The following is a 22,746-nucleotide window of genomic DNA, read 5'->3' as shown; positions in this document are numbered from 1 at the left end:
AGGATTAAAGAACATGCCGAAGGATCATGGCATCGGAGCCAGCTCGAAGCGCCGCGAAGACCTGCGCTTTCTGACCGGCGTCGGGAATTACACCGACGATATCAACATTCACGGACAGGCCTATGTCCATTTCCTGCGCTCTGACGTGGCGCATGGACGCATCAACAACATCGACACCAGTGCCGCTGCCGGCATGCCGGGTGTCGTGCGCATCTTTACCGGGGCCGATTTCGAAGGCGTCGGAACCATCCCCTGCGGCTGGCAGATCACCGACAAGCACGGCCAGCCGATGAAGGAACCGGCCCACCCGGTTCTGGCCCAGGGCAAGGTGCGCCACGTGGGCGACCCGATCGCCGCGATCGTCGCCGACAGCCTCGAACAGGCGCGCGATGCCGCCGAGGCCATCGAGCTCGACATTGAAGAACTGCCCGCCGTCGTCGACATGAAGGCCGCGGTGCAGCCCGGCGCCACCAAGGTGCATGACGATCTCGACGACAACCTCTGCTACGACTGGGGTTTTGTCGAAGAGAACAAGGCCGCCACCGACGCGGCCTTCGAGTCCGCCGCGCATGTGACCACACTCGAGCTGGTGAACCAGCGCATGGTCGCCAACCCGATGGAACCGCGCGTGGCCGTGGGCGACTATTCCAACGCCAACGACGAATCCACGCTCTACACCACGTCGCAGAACCCGCATGTGATCCGGCTTCTGATGGGGGCCTTCGTGCTTGGCATCCCCGAGCACAAGCTGCGCGTCATCGCGCCCGACGTGGGCGGCGGTTTCGGCACCAAGATCTTCCACTATGCCGAAGAGGCCTTCTGCACCTTCGCCGCCCGGCAGCTGCGCCGCGCCGTGAAGTGGACCTCGTCGCGCTCCGAGGCGTTCATGTCGGACGCCCATGGCCGCGATCACGTCACCAAGATCCAGCTGGCGCTCGATGCGGACAACAACTTCACCGCTCTGCGCACCGACACCTATGCCAACATGGGGGCGTATCTGTCGACCTTCGCACCGTCGGTGCCGACCTGGCTGCACGGCACGCTGATGGCCGGCAACTACAAGACGCCGCTGGTCTATGTGAACGTCAAGGCGGTCTTCACCAACACCGTGCCGGTCGATGCCTATCGCGGAGCCGGCCGCCCCGAGGCGACCTTCCAGCTGGAGCGGGTGATCGACAAGGCCGCGCGCGAGCTTGGCGTCGATCCGATCAAGCTGCGCCGTCAGAACTTCGTCACCGAGTTCCCCTATGCGACGCCTGTGGCGGTGGAATACGATACCGGCGACTACAACGCGACGATGGACAAGATGGAAGAGCTGATGGACCTTCCGGGCTTCGAGGCGCGCCGCAAGGACACCGAATCCCGGGGCAAGCTGCGCGGGCTGGGCATCAACTGCTTCATCGAGGCCTGCGGCATCGCGCCGTCGAACCTGGTGGGTCAGCTGGGCGCGCGGGCGGGTCTTTATGAATCCGCCACAGTGCGGGTCAATGCCACGGGCTCGATCTCGGTGATGACCGGGTCGCACAGCCACGGGCAGGGCCACGAGACGGCCTTCCCGCAGGTGGTGTCCGAGATGCTGGGCATTCCTGAGGACCAGATCGACATCGTGCACGGCGACACCGCCCGCACGCCGATGGGCATGGGCACCTACGGGTCGCGGTCGCTGGCGGTCGGTGGCTCTGCCATGGTCCGCGCGACCGAGAAGATCATCAACAAGGCCAAGAAGATCGCGTCGCACCTTCTGGAGGCGTCCGAGGCCGATATCGAGCTGAAGGACGGCCAGTTCACCGTCGCGGGCACCGACAAGTCGGTCGCCTGGGGGGATGTGACGCTGGCGGCTTATGTGCCCCACAACTATCCGCTCGAGGATATCGAGCCGGGTCTTGAGGAGACGGCATTCTACGACCCGTCGAACTTCACCTATCCCGCCGGCGCCTATGCCTGCGAGATCGAGCTTGATCCCGAGACCGGGGCCGTGACCATCGAGAAGTTCGTGTCGGCGGATGACTTCGGCAACGTCGTCAACCCGATGATCGTCGAAGGCCAGGTCCATGGCGGTATCGCTCAGGGCATCGGTCAGGCCTTGCTGGAGAATTGCGTCTATGACGCCAACGGCCAGCTTCTGAGCGCGTCCTACATGGACTATGCCATGCCGCGCGCCGACAATCTGCCGCATATGGCCGATTACGTCGTCGACCATTCCTGCCAGACGCCCTGCACGCATAACCCGCTCGGGGTGAAGGGCTGTGGCGAGGCCGGGGCGATCGGGTCGCCGCCGACGGTGATCAACGCGGTGGTGGACGCGCTGCAATCGGGTGGCTTCAAGGTCGATCACATCGACATGCCCGCGTCGCCCGGACGTGTCGGGGCCGCGATGCGGGGTTGAATGACCAAGGCTGGGGGGCGCTGCCCCCCAGACCCCCCGGAGTATTTTGGGTCCGATCGTGAACAGAGGCGACGGACCGGGAGGAGACAAGGATGTACAATTTCGAGATGGTGCGACCGAGTTCGGTCGCGGATGCGGTTGCGGCGCTGAAACAGGAAGAGGCGCAGCCCCTCGGCGGTGGCCAGACCCTGATCCCGACGCTCAAGCAGCGCCTCGCGCAGCCGTCGGTGCTGGTCAGTCTGAGCGGCATCGCCGACATCAAGGGTGTCTGCAAGACCGATGACGGCGCGCTGGCCATCGGTGGCGGTACCGTTCATGCAACCGTCGCCCGCGACGCCGCGGCCGATTTTCCCGGGCTTGCGGCGCTTGCCGCGAATATCGGCGATCCGGCGGTGCGCAATCGCGGCACCATCGGCGGCAGCCTGGCGAACAACGACCCGTCGGCCTGTTACCCGGCGGCGGCGCTGGCCACAGGTGCCACGATCAAGACCAATGCGCGCGAGATCGCGGCGGACGACTATTTCCAGGGCATGTTCGCAACCGCGCTGGAAGAGGGAGAGATCATCACCGAGGTGCGGCTGCCGATCCCGCAGGCATCGAACTACCAGAAGTTCGAGCAGCCGGCGTCGCGCTTTGCGCTGGTCGGGGTGTTCGTGGCGAAATATGCCGACGGCGTGCGGGTTGCGGTCACCGGCGCCTCGAACGATGGCGTTTTTCGCTGGTCCGAGGCTGAGGCGGCGCTGTCGTCCAACTTCTCGGCAGAGGCCGTGGACGGTCTGACAGCCCCGGATGGCGCGGACATGATCTCGGACTTGCACGGGACCGGCGACTACCGCGCGCATCTTGTGAAAGTCATGACGAAACGGGCGGTTGCAGCCGCAAGCTGATCCATTGCACACGCAAGAACGCGCCCCCGGAACGGATGCTTCCGGGGGCGTTTGCGTGCCTGCGCCGCGCGGCGACTGCCCCGCGCGGCGGATTGGGCGGCCTGGGGTCGGCAGTCCGGGGCCAGCGCGAGGCTGCGGCACGGCGCGGGGGATCTTCGCGTCCGGTGCAGGGCAGTTCTGTTTTTCGTCAAACCGGGTCATACTGCGCGCGCGGGCAGACCCGCCGCAGGACGACAACAGGAGGACACCGGAATGCAGGACACGCATGGCACGGTCATCTGGTCGGAGTTGATGACCCGCGATATCGCGGGCGCGCAGCGGTATTACACCGAGATCTGCGGCTGGTCGTTCACCGCGGTGCCGATGGGCCCGGACGCGCCGGACTATATTCTCGGGATGAGAGGCGGCGCCCCGGTGGCCGGGCTGGTGGACATGACGGCCGATCCCGACGACAGCGGGAAAGATCCCTACTGGTTGAGCTATCTGGCGGTCGACGATGTGGATGCCGCCGTCGCAACGACCATCGATGCCGGTGGGTCTGTGCAGCGCGCGCCCTTCGATGTGCCAGAGACCGGACGGGTTGCGGTTGTCATCGATCCCACGGGGGCGATGGTAGGCCTGATGACACCCGCGCCGATGCCGGAGAGCTGACATCGCCGCGTGTCGGCTGCGTCGGTCGTGTCGCCGCGTATCGGCCCGTCGATCGCTATTCGGTCAACCGGTCCATGGGGGCCGTCAGCGACCAGCGGAAACCCGAGGCGTCGTAGGCCCGGGTTGTCTGGCCTGTCGAGATGGACTCGAGGATCGGGCCCGTCACCTGGAAACCGAAGCCCTGGCGCTTCGGCTCTGTCACCGTCGGTCCGTTGGCCTCGGTCCAGGTCATCTCGATGGTCGCGGACGGCGCGTCGGTAACCGTCCAGGACAGGGTGACGGTGCCTTTTTCCTGCGACAGCGCGCCGTATTTGGCGGCGTTGGTGACCAGTTCGAAAAGCGCCATGCCGATGGCCTGCGCCCCCGAGGGGCCGAGTTGCACCGGCAGGCCGCCGAGGGTTGCCCGGGGGTCGTCGGGGTCGATCAGGTGTGCAAATTGCGCGCGCGCAAGCGTTTCCAGATCGACGTGATCGCCGCTGCTGTTGATCAGAATGTCCTGGTTCGCCGTCAGGCTGGCCAGCCGTTGCGAAAAAACCGTCAGGAAATCCTTGCCGTCATAGATCCGCGCGGTCTGCCGTGCGATCACCTGCACGACGGCCAGAAGGTTCTTGGACCGGTGGTTGACCTCGGCCAGAAGCGTCCGGATCTGTTCTTCGGCCGCTTTGCGTTCGCTGATATCGACGTAGATCGCCACAAATCCGGATTTTTCCTCGGTGTCATCGTGAAAGGCGGCGATGCTTTTTTCGACGTGGATACGAGAGCCGTCCTTGTGCATCCGCTGGGTTTCGGCGCGGATCGTCTTGCCGGCAAACATGCGCTGCAGATCCTCGGCGACGATATAGGTATCGTCGGGGGGGACCAGCAGATGATCGAAGCGCTGGCCAATGGCTTCGGCCTCGGTATAGCCGAACAGATCCTCCGCGGCGGGGTTCCAGGCGTGAATGCGCAGGTCCGGGTCAACCGACATGATCGCATGTGGCGACGATCTGACAAGGATCCGGTAGGCGTCGCTTTCCCGCCGCTTGGCCACCAGTTCACGTTCGAAGGCCTGGCGTTGCTCGTTCTGGAACATGCTGAAATGGGCATGCAGGATGCGACCCTCGGACAGGGTCGCGCTGCCATTCATGAAGACGGACACGCGCGACCCGTCGGAACGTTCAAGCTCGATGGAGATTTCCGAGAATTGTCCCTGCACAAGTAACAGTGGCCGCAGGTGGGTCTCGAAATAGATCCGGCCCGCCCGCGACAGGATTTCGACAAAGCGCAGGGCGTGGCATTCGGCATCCGTCTCGATGCCCATCCAGCGCCGCAACACGGCATTGGCCGACCGGATCTGGCCGGAGTCGTCCATGACCGCCAGCCCACAGGGCCACAGGTCAGGGTCCACCCAACCATCGCGGGCGTTGCTCACGCGGCGTTACGCGGACGCACGAACTCTGCGAGCGCCTCTGCGGTTTCTTCGGGATAACTGACATGCGGACAGTGGCCCGTTGCGTCCAGCACGACAAGTTCAGCATTCTGCATGTTCTCGGTCATCCAGGCCCAGACCGAAGGCGGCACGAGGATGTCATCCTTGCATTGCACCACCAGCGTCGGCTGGGCGATGGCCTTCACGTCGTCGCGATGATCGCTGAGAAACGTCACCCGCGCGAAGTGTTTGGCGATATCCGGATTGGTCCGGCAGAAGCTTTCGGTCAATGCGTCGCCAAGCTCCGGCTGGTCCGAGGCGCCCATGATCTGCGGCGCCATCTCGCGCGCCCAGCCCAGATAATTCACGTCCAGAATATCGAGCAGGCCAAGCAGGTCGTCTTGTTCGAAACCGCCCACGTAGGGGGTGTCGTTGGCATAGCTGGGCGAGGGGCAGATCATGACCAGCCTGTCGATCAGGTCGGGGCGGCGCTGGGCAGCCAGACCGATGGTCATCGCGCTGACCGAATGGCCGACCGCGATCACGTCCGTCAGTTCCAGTTCGTCAAGGATGTCGATCAGGTCGTCCGCATGCGCGTGCAGGGAAGAATAGCGGGCGGGGTCGTAGTCACTGGCCGAGGATTTGCCGTATCCCATGAGGTCATAGGTGATGACGCGGAAATCCTTTTCGAAGGCGGGCAATACCTTTCGCCACATCCCACTGTCGCAGCCATATCCATGCAGGAATATGATCACGGCATCGCCGGACCCGCCGACATTGACTGCGCAACGCGCGACTGCTGACATTGTGCCCTCCATCCGGCTCATGCACCCTCGGATTATCCTTAGAATAAAAGAACTGACACGCCAAGGGCGCAGCATCTGTCGGGAACCACCGTGTCGGCCCGCGCATCCTGCATCCATCGGGGCTTTCCGGTTCTGTTCCGTGACCGGGCCGGAACGCGGGCAACGGCACCGCGAACAGACCTTATCCAGACCCCGGGCAGAACCAAATCCGTGGCAATGGCAGATCGCCCGGGAACCCCGGCAATGGTTTGGCGGTTTTGATCGTTGAATGCGACGCGCGGGGCGACTAAGGGGGCAGCCTTGCGTTTCGGCCCCACAGGTTTGTAAGGTATCCCATGCTCACACGACGTCACATGATCGCTTCTCTGGCCGCGCTTGCCGCGCCGGCGCTTGTCCGACCCGCTTTTGCCGCGACCGATGATTGGGACAGCTGGGACGCGCAGGTGACGCCGCCGGATTTCAACCTTGAAACCACCAATCCCTGGGGCCTGCATCCGCGGTTCCTGCCGCAGCGGGTGTCGGCCAATCCGGGGCTGACGCCGGGCGATGTGCACGTGGATGCGGTCGCGCGCTATCTCTACCATATCCAGGACGACGGCACGGCGATGCGCTATGGCGTCGCCATCGGGCGCGACGGGCTTTATGAGCCGGGCGTCTACACCATCAAGCGCAAGGCAAAATGGCCGATGTGGACCCCCACTGCCGCGATGATCGCGCGAGAGCCGCAGAACTATGCCCGCTGGGAAGAGGGCATGCCCCCCGGACCGGACAATGCCCTGGGGTCGCGGGCGCTGTACCTGTTTGTCGGCAATCGCGACACCTACCTGCGTATCCACGGCACGCCCGCGCCGCGTTCTATCGGGACGCGGGCGAGTTCCGGGTGCGTGCGCATGGTAATGCCGCATATCAACACGCTGTACGAACGGGTCGATACGGGCGTCACGGCCTATCTTTACCCGACCGACGGCGGCTTGCTGTAGCGCAAGGCGCGTCGGGGTCGGGCTTGCTGGCCCGTGATTTTCTGGCCCATGATTTTCTGGCCCGCGTACCTCTGGCCCGTGGCTAGCTTGCCTGCGCGGTGCAGATCGGGTTGCCGTTGTCGGTGCGCAGCGGCAGTTCCGTGGTCTCGACCGGTCCGCGATGGGTGTACCAGTAACAGCCGTCGCTGGCGCGAATCCGGGCCGTTGTCAGATCCTGATACGATGCCGCGATCGAGGACACCGATTCCGGCACCGTGACTGTGCCGCCGGGCATTGGCCCGTCTCCGGCGGGCAACGGCGCACAGGCTGAAAGGCCAAGCGGGATCAGGACAACTGCGACGAGAGACTTGGAATTGATCAATTTGGCGCTCCAGCACGATCTGATTTGCGGTCGACACGGTCGCATCCCAAGCCCGGGGCCGCAAGCCCTGGGGCCGGGATCGCGCTGATGCGGCGGCTCTGCCAAGGTCCGCCGGCCTTACCGTGCCGCGAAACCCGTCGATACACGCCATGCGACGCAGGGTTCAAACCGCATCCGGCCCGATCCGTCGAGGTGATCGGGCTGGGGCGGTGGGTTGCCTAGACAACGTGCGACGACTTGCAGCGGACGTAGAAGATCGACCCGCCAAGGATCGCGCCGATGATCCATGCATAGCCCGCAAGCTGCGCCAGGAACGGAACCCACACCGTCGCGACAGAGAAGACCGCCGCGATGCCGAAGGCGAACAACGCGTTGTCGTTCCAGCCGTTCCTGTAGTGGTAGGTGCCGCCTTGCATGTTGTAGAGGTCGTCGCGCTTCAGCGCCTGCTTCCGCAGCACGTAGTAGTCGACCATCATGATACCGTAGAGCGGTGCCAGCGTCGCACCGAGCGTATTGACGAAGCCGCCGATCCCGAACTCGCTGATGAAGCTTGTCCACAGCCCGCCGATCACCAGCGCGAACAGGGAGGTGATCAGCCCGGCCTTCCGGAAACTGATCCTGGACGGTGCCAGGTTGGCGATGCCGTTTACCGCCGGAATGAAGTTCGCCACGAGGTTGATGCCGACGGTCGCCGCGAAAAAGGTGATGGCGGCGACGACGCTCAGGATGACACTGTCGGTGCGTTCGATAATCTCGGTCGGGTTGATGATCTTGTCGCCATAGACAACCGCCGCACCCGCCGTGGTCAGCAGCGCCAGTGCCGAGAACAGGATCATGTTGAAGGGCAGACCGGCAAGATTGCCTTGCACCATCGCCTTCTTGTCCTTGGCATAGCGTGAGAAGTCGCTGAAATTGATCATCACGGCGGCGAAGTAGGCCACCATGGTGCCGATGATCGCGATGAAGCCCTTGATCTCGGTTCCCCAGGTCGCGTCGGGGCTGGCGAAAATCGTCTGCGCCTGCGACAGCAGCTGCCCGTCCGACTTCACCCAGAGCACGATCACCAGGCCGATCATCACCGCGTAAACGAACGGTCCGGCGATGTCAGGAAGGTCTCGACCCAGTCCATGCCGTGCCAGAAGATCAGGATGTGGAAAGCCCATACGATGACGAAGGACAGCCAGTCGACCGCGTTCAGCCCCAGGAACTCCGCGCCCTCGGCCGCGCCGAACAACGAATGGATGAGCAACGCCAAAGCCGTCGAGGCAAAGTAGACCTGCACGCCGTACCAGAACACCGCCACCGTCGCGCGCAGGACTGCAGGCAGCTTGGCGCCGGTGGTGCCCATGCTTGCGCGGGCGAAGACCGGGTAGGGGATGCCGTAGCGCTCGCCCGCGGCGCCGGACAGGATGACGAGGAACATCACCATCAGCGCCGCCACGATAAGCGCCGCGAAGGCGGTCCAGCCGCTGACCCCGTAGGATATGAACAGCGAGGCGACCAGCGAATAGCCGAACAGCGACTGGATGTCATTGGCCCAGACGTTGAAGATGGCGAACCATCCCCATGTCTTTTCGTCCTTGGTGACGGGGTTCAGCGTGTCGCCGTCCTCCTGTGCGAAATCTCCTTGGAGTGTTGTGCATTGCATGGTGTTCCTCCCTGTGATCGGCCCGGCGTCCCTGCTGGGCCCTGCGACGAACCCCGATTTCGACGCGGATGATTCTTCTGCTATTGCAACTAACATATTAGCAGCTATCTTAGTTCGGGATATGCCGGGGAATTGGAATGGACCTTCCTGATAAGCAAGATAATGGCGGCCCGTCGTGGCGGCCTGTAAGCCGATGACCGGGGCATCCGGGGCAGGGGCAGGGGCTGGGGCGGGCGCGGGGGCTGACGCCGCCGGGACCGGGCCAGAGCTTCTGGCCGAGCACGCCTACAGGTCGCTGATCAGACAATTCCGCGACGGTCACCTTGCAAGCGGCGAGTTCCTGTCGATGCCGATGCTGGTCGAGCGGCTCGCGGTGCCGATTTCAGCCGTGCGCGATGCGGTCAAGCGCGCCGAGGCAACCGGGCTGGTCACGGTGTTGCCGAAGCGGGGCGTCAAGGTCATGGATGCCGGTCCCGAAACCACACGCGCCTGCCTCGAATTGCGGGCCATCTTCGACTGCGAAGGCGCGCGACGTCTGATCGAAAGCGGGCAAGGCATTCCGCTGGAGACGTTGAAGCACGCGCATGAGGCCATGTTGGCGGCGGCGCAGGACAGGACGAACCCGGACTTGCCACGCCGCGCCATCGAGACCGATCTGTCGTTGCACGATGCGCTGTCGGCGGGGCTGGGGTCGCAGCTTGCGATGCGGCTATACGCGGAAAACCGCGACCGGATCGCCATCATCCAGAACACACGTCCGTTTCTTGCGGAACGTATCGCCTCGGCCATGGGCGAACACCTGACGATCATCGCCGCGATGCAGGCGCGCGACACGGACGCGACCCTGGCGGCGATACGCGATCATCTGGCCTGCACGTTGCGATGGTGGGGGGTCGGCGTCTGACACGCGGCGCGCCCCGGGTGACCGGGACCCCAAGGGCCGTCCTGTCGGGGCGGACGCGCAAGACAGCCGCACCCGATCGCCGCGGGGTCACGCGGCGCGCAGGACTGGCAATGGGTCGGCAGGCAGATCCTTCAGGGCGGCGAAGGGGCGCGCGGGGGGGCCATAGACCGCTTCGACGACGGCCCGGTCCGTAAACGCGTCGCGCGTGGCAAGACCTGGCAGCACGCCGAGCAGGGATTCGCGCGCTTGCGGGGTCAGCATCTGCAGCGCGTTGGGCCCCGGGTAGAAGCTTTCGCTCGGGATGCCCTCGGCGAGGACGATCTGATGCGCGTCGAACAGCAGGTGGATGTAGCACACGCGCCGCTTGCCATGGGCAATCCGCACGCCCGGCATGTCTCTGGCCAGATGGATCGCCCGGACCAGATGATCGGGGCCCACCATCATTCCGTGCTGCCGCGAGACGCACAGATCGCGCTCCGCGCCGAGAACGCCCCCGGGGATCAGCACCGGGCGCAGCGATCTGTCCGCGACGAGTTCATCGGTGTCCACGCGCCGCGCACCGATCCAGGCAATCGGCTGCGGCCCGTTGTCCAGCGTCGAAACGAGATCGCCGGGCCTGAGGCTTTCGATCGGCAGGCTGCCGCGCGGGGTCTGGATCAGCGTTCCCTGCGTGAAGCAGACGATGCCGGTGTTGTCGTAGAAAAAGCTGTCCGCGGTGACCGATTGCAGCGTGATCGAATTTGCGCCGAACAAGGTGTTGTCCGAATAATCGACCGCGTTGCCTTCATCATCGAGAAGGTTCGACTGGTTGAGGATGCCGTCATCGGCATGGTCGGCGCGCAATTCGTCGAGGCTGTCGTAATAGCCGCCGAGGTCGATGAAGTCGTTGTTGCTGGCATCGCCGTCGCCGGACGTGCCGGTATTACCGACGTTGAAGTCGCTTATGGTGTCGTTCCCGGCCGAGATGGTGAAGACGTCATCTCCGTCTCCGCCGGTCAGGGAGTCGTTGCCGTTGCCGCCATTCAGCGTATCCGACCCGGCGCCACCGACAAGGACGTCACTGCCGCCGCCGCCATTCAGCGCATCCGCACCCGCGCCACCGTCGAGCGTGTCGCTCCCGCCGCCGCCATTCAGCACGTCGGCCCCATCGCCGCCGGTGATCGAGTCGGTGCCGCCATTGCCGTTCAGCGTATCCGCGCCGGTGCCACCATCGAGAACATCGGCACCGGTCCCGCCGACAAGCCGGTCGTTGCCCGCACCGCCGGTCAGGGTATCCGCGCCGGTGCCGCCGATGACCCGGTCGGCACCGTCGCCGGCATCGACGCTCAGACCCGCCGTCGCCGCCCGACCGTCGAAGATGTCGTTCTGGTTGGACAGGACGAACCCTTCGATCTGCGAGAAGTCGAGGCTGTTCGCGCCCATCGTCGCGGTGCCGTCTTCGGTGGACGACAGAAGGACGCTGACCGCCCCCGAGACATTCGAGAAGTCCACGACGTCGTTGTCGGTGCCGGTTTCGCCACCGATGATCGTGTCAGAGCCGAAATTGTCACTCTGAAAGAAGGTGTCCGCGTCCGCGCCACCATCGATGACGTCGTCGCCGACACCGCCATCGATCGAGTCGGCGCCGCCATTGCCGAAGATATATTCGTCGTCGCCATCGGCGCCGTCGATCAGGTCGCCCTGGGCATCCGCGTAGCCCGACCCCATGGAATCCGCGCCCGCCGTCCCGTCGACAGAGGTCATCCAGGATGTCGCATAGTCGGCATAGTCCGCCGCGCCGATATTGCCGCCGCCGACCTTTTCATATTCGACGCCGGGAACCAGCGGGGTGTCCGAGGCATAGCCCCAGACATCGCCCGTGGTGCCGTTCTGCGAGAAGACGACAAGCGTGATCACCGGTCCGGTCGGCGCCCCGAACGCGTCCAGCTCCTGCAACTGGATGATCGATTCCGCCTCGACCCCGTTGCCGTTCGCCACCAGACCGGCACCGTCGGTGATGACATGCGTGGCCTGGGCGTCGTCTTCCAGCGTATCGACGCTGCCGCCGGTATCGTCGACGGTGATCTGGGCGGTCGAATACCCCGCGCCGAAGACATACTGCGTCCCGTTCGGCGAATCCGAGTTGTTGATGATCGAGTCGCCGACGGTCTGCGTCGTCGAAAACGTGACCGTCAGCGATTCGCTGTCGATGGCATAAAAGGACCGCGTGGCCATCTAGCGTCTCCGCATTCGGGATGCGCGCGCGCCCGGGGCACCCGCGAAGCCCGCGCGGAAGGCAACCCGGCGCGTCATGACCCGCGCAGACGCGGCGCGCGGGTCCGCAGCCATATGGGCCTTGCTCGGAATTGTCATCGACGCCGCCTCGATCCTGCCTTCGGACAAATCTGGTCGACCGACAGGATGACGGCCAACCTTGTTGACCATCGGGAAACAATGCGACGCAAATGTGGTTAACGACCGATGACAGGCTGCGGATCGGGCCTTCGCGCAGGGCGGGGGTAGGGGCAGGGTCAGGGTCAGGGGGCGACCCCTCGACGCGTCCCGGTCGCCGATGCCGTGGCTTGCCGCGCAAGGGCGGGGGGTCTGCGTCACGCCGCATGACGGTCTAGACGGGCTCGGTGCTGGCCGCCGCCGCGGTGTCGACCGCCGCGTTTTCCCGGGTCAGCCGCCTGGACGCGAGACCGGGTTCCGCCCCCCAGACCGCGATCCAGCGATAAAAGACCGGCGTCAGGAACAGCGTGAAAACGGTGGCAAAGCCAAGCCCGCCGACAATGACCCAGCCCACGGCGATGCGTGCCTCCGCGCCCGCGCCGAAAGTCAGGACCAGCGGCAGCCCGCCGAAGACCGTCGAGACCATCGTCATCATCACGGGCCTGATCCGCAGACGCAGCGCGTTGCGGATGGCGCTGTCGATGTCCTGGCCCGCCGCGCGCAGCTGATTGGCAAACTCCACGATGAGGATGCCGTTCTTGGCCATGATGCCGATCAGCATCACCAGCCCGATTTCGCTGTAGTAGTTCAGCGAACCGCCGGTCAGGGAAATCGCCATGAGTGCCGCGGCCAGTCCGAACGGCACGGTCAGCATGATGACCACGGCGCTGGCAAAACTCTCGAACTGGGCGGCAAGCACCAGAAGCACGACGGCAAAGGCCACGCCGAACACGATGATCATGCCAAGCTGGCTTTCCGACAGGCTGGCCGCCTCTCCGGTGAAGGCGATGCCCATGCCGTCCGGCAGCGTGTCCGCCGCGATGATCGACAGCCGGTCCATGGCCGCGCCCAGACTGACGCCGTCGCCCAGGTTGGCCTGCACCGAGACGGCCAGCGATCCGCCCTGGCGTTCGATCTCGGACTGGCTCACGACCTGCTCCAGCGTCGCGGCAGAGGACAGCGGAACCATGCCGCCACCGGGCAGCCGCAGATAGATCGATTCAAGGTCGGACGGGTCGTCGATGGGCGGGCCGCCCGGCACGACGTTCACGTCCGTTTCGCTGTCGTTCTCGAACACCGTGACGGCGGTTGTGCCTTGCACCATTGCGCTGATGGTGCGCGTGATCTCGGCCTGGGTCAGGCCGAACACGCTGGCCATGTCGGGATCGACACGCACATCGAGCTGGACCTGCACCGCATCGCCCGACAGCTGCGGGTTGGCGAAGCTGGCGTCGGTCGCCATTTCGGCCACCAGCGCCTCGGCGGCGGCGGTCATCGCGGAAATGTCGGTGCCGGTCACGGCAAAGCTCAACCCGTTGCCCGCGCCGCGGATGTTCAGGCTGTTGCTGGACCGCGCGCTGACCTGGACACCAGGTACCGTGGCAAGCTGGCCGCGGATGCCCGCGATGATCTCGGCCTGAGAGCGGTCGCGTTCGGTCCAGTCGCGCAGCTGCACCACGATGAAGGCGCTGGTGCCGCCGCCGACGCCGATGATGCTTTGCACCACGGTGATGTCGCCCCCTTCGCGGTAGGGCGTCAGGATGTCCTCGATCATCGCGACCTGGCTGTCGAGGTAGTCGATTGTGGTGTCAGATGCGCCGCGCGCCTGGATCATGAAAAAGCCGCGGTCCTCTTCCGGCGTGATGCTTGACGACAGGGTGCCTGCCGCTCCGGCGGCGACGATGGCGAACCCGCCCGCGATGGCGATCACGATCAGCGGGGCGCGGATCGCGCGGTCCATGACGGTGTCGAAGGCCCGTGCAACGCGCCCGGGTGCGACCGGCGCGGCGTCTTGCCCGCTGGGTTTGCCCGGATCGAGGAAAGCCGCCATGACCGGCACCAGCGTCAACGCCGTGACCGACGAGATCATCACCGCGAAGGCCAGCACGAAGCCGAATTCCGCGAAGACACCGCCCGCCTGACCGGGCAGGAACGAGATCGGGATGAACACGGCAGCCAGCGTTGCCGTGGTCGAGATGACAGCGAAGAACACCTCGTTCGTGCCCGCGGCGGCTGCGGCGAAGGCACCCAGCCCCTGCCTGCGCTTGCGCATGATGTTCTCGATCACCACGATCGCGTCGTCGACGACCATGCCCGTGGCCAGGACGAGCGCCAGAAGGCTGATGGTGTTGACCGAAAAGCCGGTCAGCCAGATGGCCGCGACGGTGCCGACCAGCGCCACGGGGATGGTGACGGCGGGGATGATCGTCGCGCGGGGCGAGCGCAGGAAGATGAAGATCACCGCGATCACGATCATCGCGGCCAGACCGATGGACTTGACCACCTCGTCGATGGACCCCTCGATGAAGATGCCGTCGTCGGAGGCGATGATCAGGTCCACCCCGTCGGGCAGATCGGCGCGCAAGTCGTCGACCGCGGCCCGGACCTGCTGCGAAATGGTCAGCGTATTGCCGACCGATTGGCGGGTGATGTCGAGGCCGACCGCCACTTGCCCGTTGACCCGGGTCAGCACCGTGTTGTCCTCGGGCAAAAGCCGGACGAAGGCCACATCGGCGACGCGGGTATGCGCATCTATCGGGATCTGCCCGATGCTGTCGACGGTCACGGCCGCGTTGCGCACACTCAGCGGAAGCGTTTGCGAACCCGTCTCCAACTGCCCCAGTGGCGTGTCGTCCCGCAGGGCCGTCAGCGCCTCGGAGACGTCGAATATCGTCAGCCCCCGGCTGAGCAGCGTCGGCATGTCCAGGGTCACGCGAAATTCGTTCGAGCGGTTGCCGCGCACGGAGACTTCCGCGACGCCGTCGATGGTCGTCAGCCGGTCATAGACAGGGCCTTCCGCAAGGGCGGTAAGGTCATCGAACGTCGCCGCGCCCAGAAGCGCCAGGCGGATGATGGCATCCGCGTTGCTGTCGCTTTTGGTGACGGTCGGATCATCATCGAGATCGTCGGGCAGTCGGCGCAGCGTGGCCGACACGATCTCACGCGCCTCGTTGGCGGCGACATCGACGTCGGTGCCCTCGGACAGATCGATGGTGATCCGGCTTTCCCCGGTCGACGAGGTCGATTCCATGTAGGACAATCCCTCGAGCGCGCTGAGCGCGTCCTCGAGGACCTGGGTGATCTCGCTGTCGACCGTCGCCGGGACGGCACCGGTATAGCTCGTGCGGACCGACAGGACGGGCTTGTCGACATCCGGCATTTCGCGCACGTCGACCGCCGCAAGGGCCGCCAGACCTGCGATCAGGATCAGCAGATTGACAACGATGGCAAGGATCGGACGACCGACGAAAAGATCGGCCAGACCGGATCGGCGCGGATGCGGGGCGGGCGCGGTCATGTCGGCTCCTTGGCGCCGGGGCGCGTGGGGGTGTCGGGGGTGTCGGGGGTGGAGATGCGCGCGCCCGCCCGAAGTTTCTGCGCGCCTTCGGTGACGATCATCGTGCCCGCGGCGATATCCGCGTCGATCCAGACGGTGTCATCGCGCCGGAACAGCTGCGTCACGGGCACCCGCTCGGCGATGCCGTCCGCGTCGATCCAGACGCCCGACCCGTCGCGCGACCATGTGATCGCTGTCGAAGGCAGGGACGGCAGAGGCGCGCTTTGCTGGATCAACCGCACGGTAAAGGTCATGCCCGGCCACAGACTGCCATCGGCGTTGTCGATATGCGCCTCGACCGTGACGCTGCGGGTGATGCTGTCGATGCGGCTGTCAAACGCGGTGACCGTGCCCTGAAACACCCGTCCGGTGAAGGTTGGGGTGCTGACGAGCACCTCGGTCGCCGCGTCCAGCACGCCGACCATCCGCTCGGGAAGCTCGAACTCGATCACCAGCGTATCCGACTGGTCGATGCCGGCAATGACGCTGCCGACGGTCAGCGTGTCGCCGACGCCGATATCGCTGAGGCCCAGACGTCCCGCGATAGGCGCGCGGATGGTGCGGTCGTCCAGTGCCACCTGCGCAAGCCCGGCGGCGGCCTGCGCCAGACGCAGGGCCACGCGCGCGTCGGCCAGCGTCACGTCCGTAACCGTTGAATTGCCGTTGACGCGCAACCGCTCGTACCGGCTCAGGGTTTCCTGCGCCTGCTCGAGGTTCGCCTGCGCGATTTCAAGGTTCAGCTCTTCGGTGCGCGCATCGAGCCGCACCAGGGCCGCGCCCGCCGCGACCTGCCGGTTGGCAGCCAGGTTGACTTCGGTCACGGTGCCGCCCGCGTCCGACACGACATCGACACTGCGCAGGGCGGATGCGGTGCCGATCGCGTTGGTGACCCGGACATAGGGCTGCAGGTCCAGCGGTGCCGTGACGACGGTTGTCGCCGGGGCGCTGCGACCGGGTCTTGCGGATGCACCGGCAGGACCGGCAGGACCCGGTGCCGCGGCGCTGTCCGCCATGGGGGCCGTTGCGGCGTCCGACGCCACGCCGACCAGCGCCGCCACGGGAGAGGGAAGGCCGAATGTCGCGGCATAGGCCCCGGCAAGGATTGCCGTGGCAACCACCGGCATGAAAAACGTGCGCAAATTGAAGACCTCCAGAATTGACGACCGGACTTCGGTCTGGCCATGGCATCTGCCCGAGGGCCCGCCGGATGTGTGACCGGTGCAACTTGCCCTGACGTCGAAACCGATGCGGCGGAGGCTGTCATGCCCCCGCCGGTTCGATGTGCGGATCAGTTGCGCCGCATGCCGTCGCCGTTGCCATCACGGTCGCCGTTGCTATCACGCCCGCCATCACGCCCGCCATCACGCCCGCCGTCGCGGTCGCCGCCATGGCCGTGGCCGTGACCGCGACCCTTGCCGTCATGACCGCCGCGTCCGTCCCGCCCGTCGCGGGCACGCCGGTCGTCGCTGTCCAGTTTGCCGTCATCGTTGCGGTCCATCCGCTCGACGATCTTGCCGAACCGGTCATCCATCTCGGCTTGCGTCACGTTGCCGTCGCCATCCGCGTCCAGCTTCTGGAATTCATCGACGATCCGCTCGCGGATCAGTTGCAGGTAGATCGTCTCGAACTCGTCGAGCGAGATGTCGCCGTCGCCGGACGCATCCGCGCCTTCGACCAGGCTCGCGCGGAAGGCGTCAATCTCGGCCTGGGTCACGGCACCGTCGTCATCGGCGTCGACCTGGTTCATGATCTGACCCATCATTCCGGGCATGCCGCGACCACCGCGGCTGTCGCGATCCATGCCGCGACCATCCCGATCCATGCGGTAATCAACGCGGGTGACGGTCGGCGTCTGCGCATTGCTGTCGCTCTCGTCCGGGGCGGTCTGCGCGTTTGCGATCGCCAGGCCGGACAGAAGTGCGGCCACAGCAAGAAAAGTGCCGGGGATGATTTTCGAGTTCGTCATGTGGTGTCCTTTCGGGGTTCTGCTTGGGCAGTCATTGCCTGCGTGATCCCTATCTAGGAGGTCTTGGGCCGCGAGGTTTGTCAGCGCCAGCACCGCTTTGTCGCCATCTGTCGCAGGTCGCGGACCTGATACATGTTGCGACAATTCAGATCGAAAACAGCCTGCCCACCGATTGATTTGTATGCTGCAAAGGGTGCAACTGAAAAAGCGGATGCCAGCGCGCGTCCGAGGAGACAGACCGTGACAGACCCCATCGCGCCCCAGATCCTGATCGTCGACGACGCCCGCGACATCCGCGAGCCGCTGGGCCAGTACCTGCGCAAGCAAGGGTTCCGCACCCGTCTGGCCGCCCACGCCGCCGAGGCCCGCGAGGTTCTGGCCGAGGCGACCATTCATCTGGTGGTCCTGGATATCATGATGCCGGGCGAGGACGGGCTGAGCCTGTGCCGGTGGCTGGTTGCCAATGACGGACCGCCGGTTCTGCTGCTGACCGCGATGGCGGACGAAACGGACCGCATCGTCGGCCTTGAGCTGGGGGCCGACGATTATCTGGTGAAACCCTTCAACCCGCGCGAATTGCTGGCGCGGGTGCGTGCCATCCTGCGCCGCGCACCGCCCGAAATCGCAGCCCCGCCAAGCGGGCGGCGCGGATTTGCCGGCTGGGTGCACGACCCCGATGCCCAGAAACTGACAGGACAGGACGGGCGGACCGTCGACCTGACCAGTGCGGAAAACCGCCTGCTGGGCATTTTCCTGGATCAGCCACGCACCGTGCTCAGTCGGTCGACCCTGCTGGACCTGACCGCCGGGCGCGAGGCCAAGGCCTATGACCGGGCCATCGACAACCAGATCAGCCGCCTGCGCCGCAAGATCGAAGCCGACCCGAAGAACCCGCAGATCCTCGTCACCGAATGGGGCGGCGGCTACAGGCTGGTGGCAGACGTGACCCCGGACGGTCAGGGGGCCACGTGATGGCCCGGGCGGCGCGCCTGTTTCCCGATACGCTGGCCGGGCGCTTTGCGCTTTTGCTGGCGACGGCGATCCTCGCGGCCAACCTGATCGGGCTGGGCGTGCTGAGCTTTCAGCAGCAGCGGTTTGACCGGCAGACCGTCGATGACCGCTCGATCGAACGGATCGCGGCCCTTGTTCCGGTCCTCGAAGCCGTGGATGCCGATACACAACAGGCCATCGTGCGCGACGCCTCCATGCGGCATGCGCAGGTGCGGGTCGCGGCGACGCCTCTGGTGACGCAGACGGCGACGGACCGCCGGTCGGTTTCGATTGCCGAACGACTTGGCGACGCCCTGGGTCGCGATGGCGTGCGGGTCGCATTCATCGACCAACCGCGACGACCGGCAGCGACGGATCGTGCGGCCACCTCCCGCAGTGACAGCGTGCTTGCCGTCAGCATCGCACTGGCGCCAAGGCAAGGGCGGACGGAGTGGCTCAATGTGACGGCGCGAAGTCGGTCGGTGGGCACCGGCTCGATCAAGGGCGAACCATTCCTGACGTTCCTGGCGCTGTCGCTGCTGTGTGTTCTCGGGGTCGGAGCGGTGTTTGCGCGGCGGCTGACGAAACCGCTGCGGCAATTGTCCCAGGCGGCCCGGGCCGCCGGGCGCGGCGACCGCAGCGCGCGGGTTGCCGAAGAGGGGCCGCGAGAGATGCGCGAGGCGGCGCATGCCTTCAACGCGATGCAGTCCGAGATTTCCCGGTTCGACGCGGAACGGATGCGCATGCTGGCCGCCGTCGGCCACGACCTGCGCACGCCGATGACCAGCCTGCGCATCCGCGCCGAGATGGTCGACGACGACGAGCAGCGCGACGCGATGGTGCGGACGCTCGACGAGATGACGGTGATGGCGGACGGTCTTGTCAGCTATGCCAAGGACGGACGGGACGGCGAAGAGATGCAGTCTCTCGATCTGGACGCGCTGCTTGCAAAGCTCTGCGACGATCGTGGCGCGCAATACCGGGGTGCGCCGGGCATCCGGGTGATGGGCCGCCGCGTCGGGCTGGGCCGTGCCATCGGCAACCTGATCGACAATGCGCTGCGGTATGGGACCGATGCCACGGTGACGCTGGTGCGGGACGACAAGAGCGCCGTCGTGACCGTCGCGGATTCCGGTCCCGGCATCCCGCCTGACCGTCTGGACGACATGTTCCACCCGTTCACGCGCGGCGACGACAGCCGCAATATCGGCACCGGCGGTGCGGGGCTCGGGCTTGCCATCGCACGCACGATCATCCTGGCGCACGGGGGCAGCATCACGCTTGAAAACCGCGACTCGGGCGGGCTGCGCGCGACGGTCCGGCTGCAAGCGGTCGGGTGACCCGGCGGGGGTGCGCGCGGCGGGCCGACGCAGGGGTCCTGTGGGTCGGGTCCTGTTGGGCCGTTCAAGCGCCCGCCACGGAACGCAGGCATTCCGCGATCTTTTCGGGCACTTCCAGCGGGGTGAAGTGGCGCACGCCGTCAAGGACCTGCAAGGTCGCCCCGGGGATCGCCGCGGCCATGGCTTCGGCCATCGGGATCGGGGTGGCGTAGTCCTCTTCTCCGACGGCGATGGCCACCGGGAACGTGAACCCGGGCAGGGCGCTTCGCATATCGCAGCGGCCCAGCATGCGGCAGGTTTCAAGGTAGGCGGCGGTATCGTTGGCCATGAACACCGCGACCGCCGCATCCACGATGCCGGGATTGGCGGCGCGGAAGTCGTCCGAGAACCAGCGCGTCTTCTGGAAATCGGTCAGTGCTGCCATGCCGTCCGACCGGGCTTTCTGGCCGCGGGTTTCCCAATCGCCCTCGGCGCTGTCGCCATACCACGCCGTCGTGTCGATCAGGCCCAGGCCCCGAACGCGGTCCGCGTGCTGCGCCGCGAAGGCCAGCGCAACGCAGCCGCCCATGGAGGCCCCGCCGATCACCGCCCGGTCCCAGCCTGCGTCATCCAGTACCGCCGCCAGATCGTCGGCGAAGAGTGCGACCGAATAGGGCCCGGCGGGCTTGTCCGACGCCCCGTGGCCCCGGCAATCCAGCGCCAGGACCTCCCAATCGTCGCCAAGCGCCTTTGCGGTGGCCTCCCAGAACTCGGCCCGCATGGCCAGCGAATGCACCAGCGCGACGCGATGTTTCGCGGATGCGCCCTTCCAGATCACGTAGCGGAGCTTGATGCCGTCGGTGGCCTTGGCGAAATGTTCGGTCTTCATGTCTGTCCTCACGAAAGCTCGACCAGCGGCTGGCCGATATATTCCTGGCGCACCCGCACATCGAGCACGATCGCGGCGCCGTCCGCCACCCGGTCGAGCGCGGCGTTCAGCGCCGCCGGAAGATCGGCCAGATCGGTGACCGGGTCCGGCGCTTCCAGCCCCAGATTGCGCGCCAGCCCCGCGAGATCCGGTTCGGGTCCCTGCATGCGCTGGCCGATGGGGGCGTTTTCCTCGGGGCGGCCCCGGCGGCGGGCAACTTTGATCTGGTGATCCTCGTCGTTGTAGTAGGAATGGTTGTTGGCGATCAGGAACAGCACCGGTAGCTTCAGCGTCGCCGCGTTCCAGATCGCGGTCAGGCCCATGGTGTAGTCGCCATCGCCCAGGATCGCCACCGCACGCCGGTCCGACCCGATCTCGCGCAGGCCCAGCGCCGCGCCGACCGCGATGCTGGTCCCGGCCCCAAGCCCGCCGCCGCCGGTATGGCCCAGAAAGCCCAGGGGGTGCGTTATTTCATTGGCATTGACCGGCCAGCCCAGCGGACGCCCGGTGATGCTGATCTCGCGGTGCTTGCTGGCATTGTGGAAGGCGCGGGCGAGGTCCATCAGGCCGATCTCGCCCGAGCCTGTCACGCCCGGCAGGTCCCACCCTTTCAGGGGCTGGCACGCCGGGCCCGCATCGAGCCCCTCGAGCAGGGCGGACACGGCGGTCGAGGAAACGGTGGGGATGGTCACGTCGACCGCGGGCAACCCGCCGTAATCCATGTTCCAGCCGCGATGGATGTGGAAGTCGTTCGAGATATGGATGATCGGCGGGCGGTTCTTGCCCGGCGGAAAGGCCAGCTTGATCGCGTTGCCCGCATCGAGCCAGTCGAGCATGACGATGGCATCGGCGTTGCGGATCGCGTCCAGCACCGGCCCCTTGAGCCGCCAGCCGGTCTCGCCGATGAAGGCGGGATGCGTGGTCGGGAAGCCCGCGGGCAGCTTCATGTGGGTCGTGGTGCGCGCGCCAAGCGTTTCGGCAAGGCGGATGCGGTCGGTCCATTCGTCTTCGCTGCGGCTGGCGCGGCCACAGAATATGAAGGGCCGCTTGGCGTCTTTCAGGATGTCCAGCGCGGCTTGCAGCGCGGCTTTGGGCGGCTCCGCATCATCGGGTGTCGGATAGTGTGAAATGTTGCCCAGATCCGGCCGCGCGTCGATCTCCTGCTCCTGGATGCTGACATCGAGGTTCACATAGACCGGGCCCGAGGGCCGGGTGTTCGACAGCATCACGCCGCGGCGGATGGACTCCACCGCCGCCTCGGGCGATCCCGGCTGGTCGTCCCACTTGGTATAGCCGCGTACAATGTCGGCCTGATCGACGGTGGTGTGGATCCACTCGATCCAGGGCCGCCGCCTGGCCGCGTCGATGGGGCCGGTCGCGCCGATCACCAGCATCGGCGTGCGGTCGCACCAGGCGTTGAAGATGCCCATCGAGGCGTGCATCAGCCCGACATTGGAATGCACCGCCACGGCCAGCGCGGTGTCGGTGATCTTGGCATAGCCCTGCGCGATGCCGACCGCGTGTTCCTCGTGCATGCAGGTGATGATCTCGGGCGTCCTGTTGCCCAGATGGTTGACCAGACTGTCATGCAACCCGCGATAGCTGGCACCGGGATTGAGGCAGATATAGGGAAAGTTCTGTTCGCGCAGCGCCTCGGCAATGAGGTCGCTGCCGTAGAGCGCATGGTTTGGCGACGTCGTGTCTGCGGATGCTTCCTCGGTCGGTTTGTCCACGGGACTCTCCTT

At 65.8% G+C, this 22,746-nt stretch carries 16 protein-coding genes and 1 pseudogene; 7 read left to right on the top strand and 10 right to left on the bottom strand.

Annotated elements, in window-relative coordinates; all coding sequences use genetic code 11:
- Positions 1-13 precede the first annotated feature (13 nt).
- The 3 genes from ACXYMN_RS02900 (at position 14) to ACXYMN_RS02890 (ending at position 3,924) form a co-directional block, all read left to right on the top strand.
- Positions 14-2,386, top strand: a complete 2,373-nt coding sequence (locus tag ACXYMN_RS02900; protein ID WP_459011911.1) for a xanthine dehydrogenase family protein molybdopterin-binding subunit — start codon at positions 14-16, stop codon at positions 2,384-2,386.
- Between the two features lie 92 nt (positions 2,387-2,478).
- Positions 2,479-3,273 (top strand): FAD binding domain-containing protein, encoded by a 795-nt coding sequence (locus ACXYMN_RS02895; RefSeq protein ID WP_459011909.1) that lies wholly within the window; start codon positions 2,479-2,481, stop codon positions 3,271-3,273.
- A 252-nt stretch (positions 3,274-3,525) separates the two neighbouring features.
- Complete coding sequence (locus ACXYMN_RS02890) at positions 3,526-3,924, top strand: VOC family protein (RefSeq protein WP_459011908.1); 399 nt, start codon at positions 3,526-3,528, stop codon at positions 3,922-3,924.
- Between the two features lie 55 nt (positions 3,925-3,979).
- Here the strand turns inward: ACXYMN_RS02890 and ACXYMN_RS02885 are convergent, their stop codons facing one another.
- Together ACXYMN_RS02885 and ACXYMN_RS02880 are read right to left on the bottom strand one after the other, a co-directional pair.
- A complete protein-coding gene (locus ACXYMN_RS02885; protein ID WP_459011907.1) occupies positions 3,980-5,275 on the bottom strand; it encodes a PAS domain S-box protein in 1,296 nt (431 codons plus the stop codon).
- 56 nt (positions 5,276-5,331) lie between these two features.
- The gene (locus tag ACXYMN_RS02880) at positions 5,332-6,138 is read right to left on the bottom strand and encodes an alpha/beta fold hydrolase (protein ID WP_459011906.1); all 807 of its coding nucleotides are present in this window, start codon (positions 6,136-6,138) and stop codon (positions 5,332-5,334) included.
- Between the two features lie 335 nt (positions 6,139-6,473).
- Here ACXYMN_RS02880 and ACXYMN_RS02875 point away from each other — a divergent pair, with 335 nt between their 5' ends.
- The gene (locus tag ACXYMN_RS02875) at positions 6,474-7,118 is read left to right on the top strand and encodes a L,D-transpeptidase (RefSeq protein ID WP_459011905.1); all 645 of its coding nucleotides are present in this window, start codon (positions 6,474-6,476) and stop codon (positions 7,116-7,118) included.
- Positions 7,119-7,200: 82 nt separating this feature from the next.
- Here the strand turns inward: ACXYMN_RS02875 and ACXYMN_RS02870 are convergent, their stop codons facing one another.
- Both ACXYMN_RS02870 and ACXYMN_RS02865 read right to left on the bottom strand, forming a co-directional pair.
- Complete coding sequence (locus ACXYMN_RS02870) at positions 7,201-7,392, bottom strand: hypothetical protein (RefSeq protein WP_459011904.1); 192 nt, start codon at positions 7,390-7,392, stop codon at positions 7,201-7,203.
- A gap of 305 nt (positions 7,393-7,697) precedes the next feature.
- Positions 7,698-9,127 (bottom strand): annotated as a pseudogene (locus ACXYMN_RS02865) (NCS1 family nucleobase:cation symporter-1).
- Between the two features lie 175 nt (positions 9,128-9,302).
- Here ACXYMN_RS02865 and ACXYMN_RS02860 point away from each other — a divergent pair.
- Positions 9,303-10,031: a GntR family transcriptional regulator gene (locus ACXYMN_RS02860; RefSeq protein WP_459011903.1), complete on the top strand. Its 729-nt coding sequence runs from the start codon at positions 9,303-9,305 to the stop codon at positions 10,029-10,031.
- A gap of 87 nt (positions 10,032-10,118) precedes the next feature.
- Here ACXYMN_RS02860 and ACXYMN_RS02855 read toward each other — a convergent pair whose 3' ends face one another.
- The 4 genes from ACXYMN_RS02855 to ACXYMN_RS02840 all read right to left on the bottom strand — a co-directional run bounded on the left by ACXYMN_RS02855 (position 10,119) and on the right by ACXYMN_RS02840 (position 17,764).
- Positions 10,119-12,245 carry a Hint domain-containing protein gene (locus ACXYMN_RS02855; RefSeq protein ID WP_459011901.1) on the bottom strand — a complete coding sequence of 709 codons (2,127 nt, stop codon included), beginning with the start codon at positions 12,243-12,245 and terminating at the stop codon, positions 10,119-10,121.
- A 391-nt stretch (positions 12,246-12,636) separates the two neighbouring features.
- Positions 12,637-15,759: an efflux RND transporter permease subunit gene (locus ACXYMN_RS02850; RefSeq protein ID WP_459011900.1), complete on the bottom strand. Its 3,123-nt coding sequence runs from the start codon at positions 15,757-15,759 to the stop codon at positions 12,637-12,639.
- Positions 15,756-16,937, bottom strand: coding sequence for an efflux RND transporter periplasmic adaptor subunit (locus ACXYMN_RS02845; protein ID WP_459011898.1), 1,182 nt, complete (start codon positions 16,935-16,937; stop codon positions 15,756-15,758). The genes ACXYMN_RS02850 and ACXYMN_RS02845 overlap by 4 nt, the downstream gene beginning before the upstream one ends.
- Positions 16,938-17,086: 149 nt before the next feature.
- Entirely contained in the window at positions 17,087-17,764 is a 678-nt protein-coding gene (locus tag ACXYMN_RS02840; protein WP_459011896.1) for an EF-hand domain-containing protein, read from the bottom strand.
- A 240-nt stretch (positions 17,765-18,004) separates the two neighbouring features.
- On the opposite strand from ACXYMN_RS02840, the gene ACXYMN_RS02835 reads away from it, so the two are divergent.
- Both ACXYMN_RS02835 and ACXYMN_RS02830 read left to right on the top strand, forming a co-directional pair.
- On the top strand, positions 18,005-18,736 hold the full coding sequence (locus ACXYMN_RS02835; protein WP_459011895.1) for a response regulator: 732 nt from the start codon (positions 18,005-18,007) through the stop codon (positions 18,734-18,736).
- Entirely contained in the window at positions 18,736-20,094 is a 1,359-nt protein-coding gene (locus ACXYMN_RS02830) for an ATP-binding protein (RefSeq protein ID WP_459011894.1), read from the top strand. Before ACXYMN_RS02835 ends, ACXYMN_RS02830 begins: the two co-directional genes overlap by 1 nt.
- Positions 20,095-20,158: 64 nt before the next feature.
- Here the strand turns inward: ACXYMN_RS02830 and ACXYMN_RS02825 are convergent, their stop codons facing one another.
- Both ACXYMN_RS02825 and ACXYMN_RS02820 read right to left on the bottom strand, forming a co-directional pair.
- Positions 20,159-20,962, bottom strand: coding sequence for an alpha/beta fold hydrolase (locus ACXYMN_RS02825; RefSeq protein ID WP_459011893.1), 804 nt, complete (start codon positions 20,960-20,962; stop codon positions 20,159-20,161).
- A gap of 8 nt (positions 20,963-20,970) precedes the next feature.
- Positions 20,971-22,734, bottom strand: a complete 1,764-nt coding sequence (locus tag ACXYMN_RS02820) for a thiamine pyrophosphate-binding protein (RefSeq protein ID WP_459011892.1) — start codon at positions 22,732-22,734, stop codon at positions 20,971-20,973.
- Positions 22,735-22,746 lie beyond the last annotated feature (12 nt).

This window comes from Roseivivax sp. CAU 1753, assembly GCF_054482575.1.
The sequence above is the reverse complement of the archived record's forward strand: the minus strand, read 5'-3'. Positions and strand labels throughout refer to the sequence as shown.

Excerpts from the sequence above, each read along its gene's own strand:
- ACXYMN_RS02875 (WP_459011905.1), top strand. The coding sequence starts at position 6,474 with ATGCTCACACGACGTCACATGATCGCTTCTCTGGCCGCGCTTGCCGCG.
- ACXYMN_RS02895 (WP_459011909.1), top strand. The coding sequence starts at position 2,479 with ATGTACAATTTCGAGATGGTGCGACCGAGTTCGGTCGCGGATGCGGTT.
- ACXYMN_RS02855 (WP_459011901.1), bottom strand. The coding sequence starts at position 12,245 with ATGGCCACGCGGTCCTTTTATGCCATCGACAGCGAATCGCTGACGGTC.
- ACXYMN_RS02825 (WP_459011893.1), bottom strand. The coding sequence starts at position 20,962 with ATGAAGACCGAACATTTCGCCAAGGCCACCGACGGCATCAAGCTCCGC.
- ACXYMN_RS02840 (WP_459011896.1), bottom strand. The coding sequence starts at position 17,764 with ATGACGAACTCGAAAATCATCCCCGGCACTTTTCTTGCTGTGGCCGCA.
- ACXYMN_RS02885 (WP_459011907.1), bottom strand. The coding sequence starts at position 5,275 with ATGGACGACTCCGGCCAGATCCGGTCGGCCAATGCCGTGTTGCGGCGC.
- ACXYMN_RS02870 (WP_459011904.1), bottom strand. The coding sequence starts at position 7,392 with ATGCCCGGCGGCACAGTCACGGTGCCGGAATCGGTGTCCTCGATCGCG.
- ACXYMN_RS02830 (WP_459011894.1), top strand. The coding sequence starts at position 18,736 with ATGGCCCGGGCGGCGCGCCTGTTTCCCGATACGCTGGCCGGGCGCTTT.
- ACXYMN_RS02890 (WP_459011908.1), top strand. The coding sequence starts at position 3,526 with ATGCAGGACACGCATGGCACGGTCATCTGGTCGGAGTTGATGACCCGC.
- ACXYMN_RS02900 (WP_459011911.1), top strand. The coding sequence starts at position 14 with ATGCCGAAGGATCATGGCATCGGAGCCAGCTCGAAGCGCCGCGAAGAC.
- ACXYMN_RS02880 (WP_459011906.1), bottom strand. The coding sequence starts at position 6,138 with ATGTCAGCAGTCGCGCGTTGCGCAGTCAATGTCGGCGGGTCCGGCGAT.
- ACXYMN_RS02850 (WP_459011900.1), bottom strand. The coding sequence starts at position 15,759 with ATGACCGCGCCCGCCCCGCATCCGCGCCGATCCGGTCTGGCCGATCTT.